Below are 6,226 nucleotides of genomic sequence, written 5' to 3'. Positions count from 1 at the left end.
GCAATCCGCCCTGCCCGACTCCTCGCACCCGAACGCTGCCGCGTCCACCGCAAGCCCGGCTCGCGAACGTGACGACCACAAGATCGCCCCTCAAGGATGAGCCGGGATGGAGGACACATACGCCAAAACCGAATTTCGGTAAAGTGGAATATTTTTGCGGCGGCGGATTGACAGGAGGGCGACACAGGTGCGGTCCCGTAGCCCGGATGGAGCGCAGCGTAATCCGGGACGGTGCCGAATGCCGGGCGGAGCGGCCCCGGATTGCGCCTTGCGTTCCGGGCACCGGACTTCGGGGGCGCCGCTTTACATCATCTGCCTTGCCCAACGAAAAACACCCGGCGGTTTCCCGCCGGGTGTTCGTTCATATGTTCGACAGATCTTACCAGTTGCGCTGAGCGCGGAAGATCATGGCGATCGAGTCCTGGTCCTTCAATTCGTAAACCGCAGCCGGCTTGGCGGTCACGACGTTCGGGACGAGGCCAACCGTTCCAGAATACTTCTGGTCGAGATGGGTCCAGGACACGTCCGCCGAGAATGTCAGGTTCTTGACCGGGGTCCACCGGGTGACGACACCCAGCTGGCCGATCGCGAAGTCCGGGTTGCAACCCGTCACACCCGCCAGGCCGCCGAACACACCGCCGGCGCCACCAGCACCGCAGAGCGTGGTCTTGGCCAGCGTGCCGAACTGGGCCTGCGCGTAGGCACCGTACAGCGAGGAGTTCCAGTACGGATCCCAGTTGTGGGTGTAAGCGCCGCGGAAGCCCCAGGTCTTGACGGTTTCCTGCGAACTGCCGGTCACGAACACCGTATCGGGAGCGCTGGCGAAGCCGATGCTGCCGTAAGAGCCAGCAATGCCCGAATTGCCGTACAGTGCGTAGCTGCTGCCCGACAGGTTCTGGAAGTTGTAGCGGGTCGCACCGTCGGTGTAGACGCCCTGGATGTTGATCGTGTCACCCGCGCCGGTCGGGATGTTCTTGATCGACAGAGCGAGCTGAACCGCCCAACCCCATTTGTCGTCGGGGTGGCCAGTCGGCTCGGTCGCACCGTAGTAACCAACGTGGTTGTCATGTGCAGCCACCGACGCCTGGAACAGACCCCAGGCCTGATCGACACGGACCTGACCGACGAGGTTCGGCGAACGGGTGCCGCCGATGGCGTTGGTGCCGTACGAGCCGCCAATCATGCCGCCCGCGGTCGCGCCGGTCATGTTGACGTTGCCGGCCTGATAGTAGGCCGAGACGTCTTCAGCCGAGAACGAGGCCGTGACGCCCTGACCGAAGTCGGCGGTGTAGGTGAACTGGTTGACGCCAGTGACCGTGCCGCTGCCGCCGACGAGGTTGTCGGTGATGTTGCCGGGATAGTTGGTCCAGGGCGCGTCGAACTGCGACACGGCCTTACCCATGGTGAAGCCGGCGAACTGGATGAAGGCATAGTATACGCCGAGCGCGCCACCGGAGGTGTTGCCGTCGGTGCCGTTGACGCTGCCGCTACCATTCGAGCCGACGAGGGCGGTGCCCGCAGCGTTGAGACCGAGCGCACCGCTGTACTGGGTGCCACCCGTTGCCGAACCGGTTGGGGTGTAATTGCCGCTCGTCCAGGTGAAGACGCCGTCGAAGAAGGTGCGGACCACGCCGTACTCGGTCGCGGTGCGGGTGTCGATGTTGAGGTCTTCACGAGCGCGGAAGGTGTAGTAGTTCATCAGGCGGTTGCGAGCACCGGCAGTACCGCCCTGGTTCGGATTGAAGTCCGAGTTGGTGTTGAAGTTCGCGTCAGCGCGGACGTAGCCGCCGAGCTTGATGCAGGTGTCGGTGCCCGGGATGTAGTAGAAGCCGGCGCCGTACAGCGAGCAGATCTTCACGTATTCGACCGCCTTGGCCTTCACGGGAAGATCGGCTGCGAACGCCCCGGAGGCGGCCATCAGGCCGGCAGCCGAGCCGAGAAAGAGTGTCTTCGTCAACTTCATTAGTAAACCTCCAGGTCGGTTCAGGGGGCTCGGCTCCTCGGTGGGCGCCGCTTTACCCTCTCAATTTCGCTCAATTCAGATCCGCACAAAGGTCCGGACTGAAACGACAGTGAGGTGCCCCCCCTCCGTCGTGGCTTCACATATAGTTTATAAAAACAACTGCCTCAATTTATTGATTTCATGAATCGACAGTTCGAGCCGCGATGTGTCTTGAGAGCAACAGCGGCGATATCCCCCGGAAAAACCGTGTAGAAAAACAAGTAAAGCCCTCGGGGGGCATCCCGAGGGCTTCTTGGAGGTCTCGCATCGCTGTCCATCGCGTGGGTCAAGAGCAGCGAAATAGAGTGGAATAGTCGATAATAAAATTAATTGTTCTTTGCAAGTAATAATTGAGCCTACGATTCCTTCCCCGCGGTATCTCTCTTTTGGATCGGCGCGCGATTTTCGAGACGCTTCCAAGATATCCCACTAAAGATAGGCAAGGGATAAACGGGGAGGGAGCCACATGATCGAGAAGAAACTCGACAGGGCGATTACGGATTTCATCTGGAACGTCGTCGAAATTCATTCCCAGCTGCAGGACATCCACACCAGCTGGGCCGGACTGCTGGGCATTACCGAGCCGCAGTGGCTGATCCTGATGGCCATCACCGAACTGGACGAAGGGCGAGGTGTCGCCGGAATCGACATCGCGAACAAGCTGCGCGTCCACCCCGCCTTCGTCACCAACCAGACCAAGAGCCTCGAAAAGGGCGGCTTCCTGTCGCGACGGCCTGCTGCAGACGACGCACGCTACGTCCTGATGTCGCTGACGGCGAAAGCAACGACGGAGATCGAAAAACTGTCGAAGAGAAAGCTCGCCTTGAACTCGACCATGTTCAACGAGCTCGACGAGAAGACCCTGGCCGATCTGAATGCCGCGCTCGCAACGATTGCCAAGAATGCCCGATTGGCGGCTCGATTGCTGGCGATCGACGTGTCCTGACCCACTGCCGTCAGGCGCGGAGCCCGCGCCTCGATTCATCCCCAATCTCTTCTCGCATTCCCAATCTCGCCTTCCTAATCTCTTGGCGCCTTAGAGGTAGGTCACAGAATCCAGCTGGCGGGCAATTCCAAGTTTGCTGTCGAGCCATTTGAAAATGAAATCGTCCACCGCGATGAAATTCTCGACCTCGCCCAGAGGGTGTGGAATGCGGTTCGGCACGACGGTCGCGCAATCGGCTCCGGCCTGCCGATAGCCTGCTTGCAGTTCGAGAGCATCCTCCTCCCAAACCATTGAGCGGCTCCCGACGACCATCAGAAGCGGGCAAGGTATCCGACGCGACGGCAGCAACGAACCCGTCGAGGTCTCGTCACCGACCGCCTGCTCGACGCCGACCATCCAGCGCAGCGATGCCCGGCGCATGACCGACGTCGCAATGCCGCCGTCGCACACGGCGGCAGCCATCCTGCGATCCAGGAGGGCAAGACGGGATGCGTGACCGGCGGCCGCTCCCTCGCCGTAGACCGCGATCTGCTGCGAATCGACGTCCGGACGAGCTTCCAGGTAGTCCAGCCAGCATTGAAGAACATGCGCGGGCTTGAAGGGGTTACGACCGGATGAATCGCCGGCATCAACGAGCAGGAGTGACATGTTCCGTCGCCCTGAGACCGGCAACAGCCTGCTCATCATCGAGCCCAGGGTGATGTCCTCGTCGCTGACACAGATAACCGCGGGTGCGAAAGACCGGTCGGGGAACGCCGGCAGAAAGTAGCCCGCAAGCGAGCCTTGATCAAAGCAGTCGATCTCCACGCGCTCGATCGCCGAACCGGCCTCCTCCTCGAAGCCCCTCAGGCTGAGTCCGACCTTGTCTACGAGGTCGGTACTCCCGGGATCTCCGGGCCAAGACAGGTTCCTCGCGACTTCGAGGGCCGTCAGCGAGCATAGCCACGCTTCCCGCGCGACCTGAGCTGAACCGGCTACGCGCGCCGATTCGGCGAAGATCCGGTACTCGCCTGAGATCCGCAACCAGTCCGAAATCCACCGATGCCTGTGCGCCTCGCGCCCGAGCTCCGCGACGGACAAGCTTTCGAAAAAATCGGACGCGCGTTTCCGCAAGCACTCCAGGCTTCGACCGGCGCCGTCGCACGCGCAGTGAGGCCAATGATCATCTTCCATGTCAGTCCCCGAACGGCGCGTCGGCGGTTGCTTGGACCAGGCGCAACGCTGTCAGCGCGACGCCCTGCATGTCTGCTCGATGCGACCTCACGCTTGCGTGATCACATGTGCGTCTGCCGTCCCGCTTATCGTTCCGTTTTCCCTTCGCGGGCGGGGGCACTGGACCAGACGGACTACAGTCCGAACGAACTGGTCGCAAAGCAAGTCTCACGCCGGCTCCAACTCAATCGTCACGTCTCAGCTCCGTTGCTGATACACAGTTTAGGCCCCGCACCATTCTGCCACTTTTTGCCGTCCCGCGTTTGCAGTTTTTTGTTGCGATGGACGACTAAAAATTGGATCGCGTTCGATGGCGAAAAACGCAGGGCCTGTATCGGCTTCCATCATGAATTCCTCATGACGCCGATCCGGCGTGCCATCCATCACGATGGCGATCGAGGGATGCGGCGGATTGCCGTTTATGATGCCAACGGCCTTCGCTACGGGACTTTTCGGCGGTCGGCGTCGCAGGAAAACCCGCGCGACAAAATCCTCGACGTCGCTCATCCGCACCCGGCGCGCGCGACGTGACCAAGTATGATCGCGTTCTGGGTGAGCCCGGGCGATCGAGACCTACAACATTCCTTACTTCGGTAAGCCAGTTATTTGAGCAGCTCATGCACCTGCAGAGCCCGTCGCCGATGAGGCGTCCTCTCGCTTTCGGCGGCAAGCAACACGCTGGACCGCCTGCTGAGCCGTCCGACCCTTGTATCCATTATCCCAGTTGCCATCCCCACGCACTTTGCCTTACATGCCCGCCAAACTCGCCCGCGGATGACGGCCGGGGCTCAAAAACAGCACAAATTGTCAAAGGGACGAGACATGGCGCGTAACATCCTGATTCTCGGGGCTTCCTACGGCTCCCTGCTGGGCACGAAGCTGCTGATGGCGGGCCACAACGTGACCCTGGTCTGCCGCGCCAAGACCGCGGAGCTGATCAACCGCGAGGGCACCGAGGTGCGCATCAAGTTGCGTGACGAGGCGGTTCACCGCGCCATCTTCTCGCGCGACCTGCCCGGCAAGCTCGACGCCGTGACACCCGCCAATGTGGACTTGTCGCGCTACGACATGATCGGCCTTGCGATGCAGGAGCCGCAATACACCAACCACACGGTGCGCGTTCTCATGGTCAGGATCGCCGCGGCGAAGCTGCCGTGCCTGTCGATCATGAACATGCCGCCGCTGCCCTATCTGAAGCGGATCCCCTCGCTCGCGGACATGGATCTCGAGGAAGCCTACACCAATGCGCAGGTGTGGGAGCGCTTCGAGCCCGGGCTGGTGACCCTGTGCTCGCCCGACCCGCAGGCGTTCCGTCCGCCGGAAGAGGCTGCGAACGTGCTTCACGTCGGTCTGCCCACGAATTTCAAGGCCTCCGTGTTCGCCGACGAGAAGCACAACAAGGTGCTGCGCGAGCTCGAAGCCGACATCGACGCGGTGACCCTCGACGGCCACGACGTGCCGGTGAAGCTGAAGGTGTTCGATTCCCTGTTCGTGCCGCTGGCGAAATGGTCGATGCTGCTGACCGGCAATTACCGCTGCATCACGCCGCACGAGCCGCAGTCGATCCGCGACGCCGTGCACGGTGATCTCGCGCGCTCGCAGACGATCTACGAGCATGTCGACGCGATCGCCCGGCGCCTCGGCGCCGATCCGCAGGACCAGGTGCCGTTCGCGAAATACGCCAAGGCCGCCGAGAGCCTGCTGAAGCCGTCATCGGCCGCACGCGCGGTGGCCGGCGGCGCGCCCTTCATCGAGCGCGTCGACCTGCTGGTCAAGCTGATCTCGCATCAGCTCGGCGCGCCCAATGCAGAGATCGACCGCACGGTCGAGACCGTGGACCTGAAGCTCAACGAGAAGATCGTGCAGGGCGGATCGGGCGCGCTGTAACAACATTCGGCACGGCCCCCCTTGCTGCCTGCCCGGAATTGGCACATCGATCGCGATCAGGCGCAGTTCGGACCGTCCCCGGGGCGCCATCGATTTGCGCAAACATCGCATCCATGCGAGTTCTAGCCATGCGAGTTACCGAATTATCCGCCGCGCGACAGGCCGGCAGGCAGTTCCGC

General features: G+C 62.0%; 5 protein-coding genes. 2 read left to right on the top strand and 3 right to left on the bottom strand.

The window, feature by feature from the left end; all coding sequences use genetic code 11:
- Nucleotides 1-379: 379 nt before the first annotated feature.
- The gene (locus AC0L3J_RS16135; protein WP_473347649.1) at nucleotides 380-1,963 is read right to left on the bottom strand and encodes a porin; all 1,584 of its coding nucleotides are present in this window, start codon (nucleotides 1,961-1,963) and stop codon (nucleotides 380-382) included.
- A 505-nt stretch (nucleotides 1,964-2,468) separates the two neighbouring features.
- On the opposite strand from AC0L3J_RS16135, the gene AC0L3J_RS16130 reads away from it, so the two are divergent.
- Nucleotides 2,469-2,948 (top strand): MarR family winged helix-turn-helix transcriptional regulator, encoded by a 480-nt coding sequence (locus AC0L3J_RS16130; protein ID WP_473347648.1) that lies wholly within the window; start codon nucleotides 2,469-2,471, stop codon nucleotides 2,946-2,948.
- 90 nt (nucleotides 2,949-3,038) lie between these two features.
- Here the strand turns inward: AC0L3J_RS16130 and AC0L3J_RS16125 are convergent, their stop codons facing one another.
- Nucleotides 3,039-4,121, bottom strand: a complete 1,083-nt coding sequence (locus AC0L3J_RS16125) for an alpha/beta hydrolase family protein (RefSeq protein WP_473347647.1) — start codon at nucleotides 4,119-4,121, stop codon at nucleotides 3,039-3,041.
- Between the two features lie 261 nt (nucleotides 4,122-4,382).
- A complete protein-coding gene (locus tag AC0L3J_RS16120) occupies nucleotides 4,383-4,667 on the bottom strand; it encodes a hypothetical protein (RefSeq protein WP_473289069.1) in 285 nt (94 codons plus the stop codon).
- 315 nt (nucleotides 4,668-4,982) lie between these two features.
- Between AC0L3J_RS16120 and AC0L3J_RS16115 the strand changes: the two genes are divergently transcribed.
- The gene (locus AC0L3J_RS16115; protein ID WP_473347646.1) at nucleotides 4,983-6,047 is read left to right on the top strand and encodes a ketopantoate reductase family protein; all 1,065 of its coding nucleotides are present in this window, start codon (nucleotides 4,983-4,985) and stop codon (nucleotides 6,045-6,047) included.
- The last annotated feature ends 179 nt before the right edge of the window (nucleotides 6,048-6,226 follow it).

The organism is Bradyrhizobium sp. Kon37, from assembly GCF_055807535.1.
Note: the sequence above shows the minus strand (reverse complement) of the source record. Positions and strands in the feature narration are given on the sequence as shown.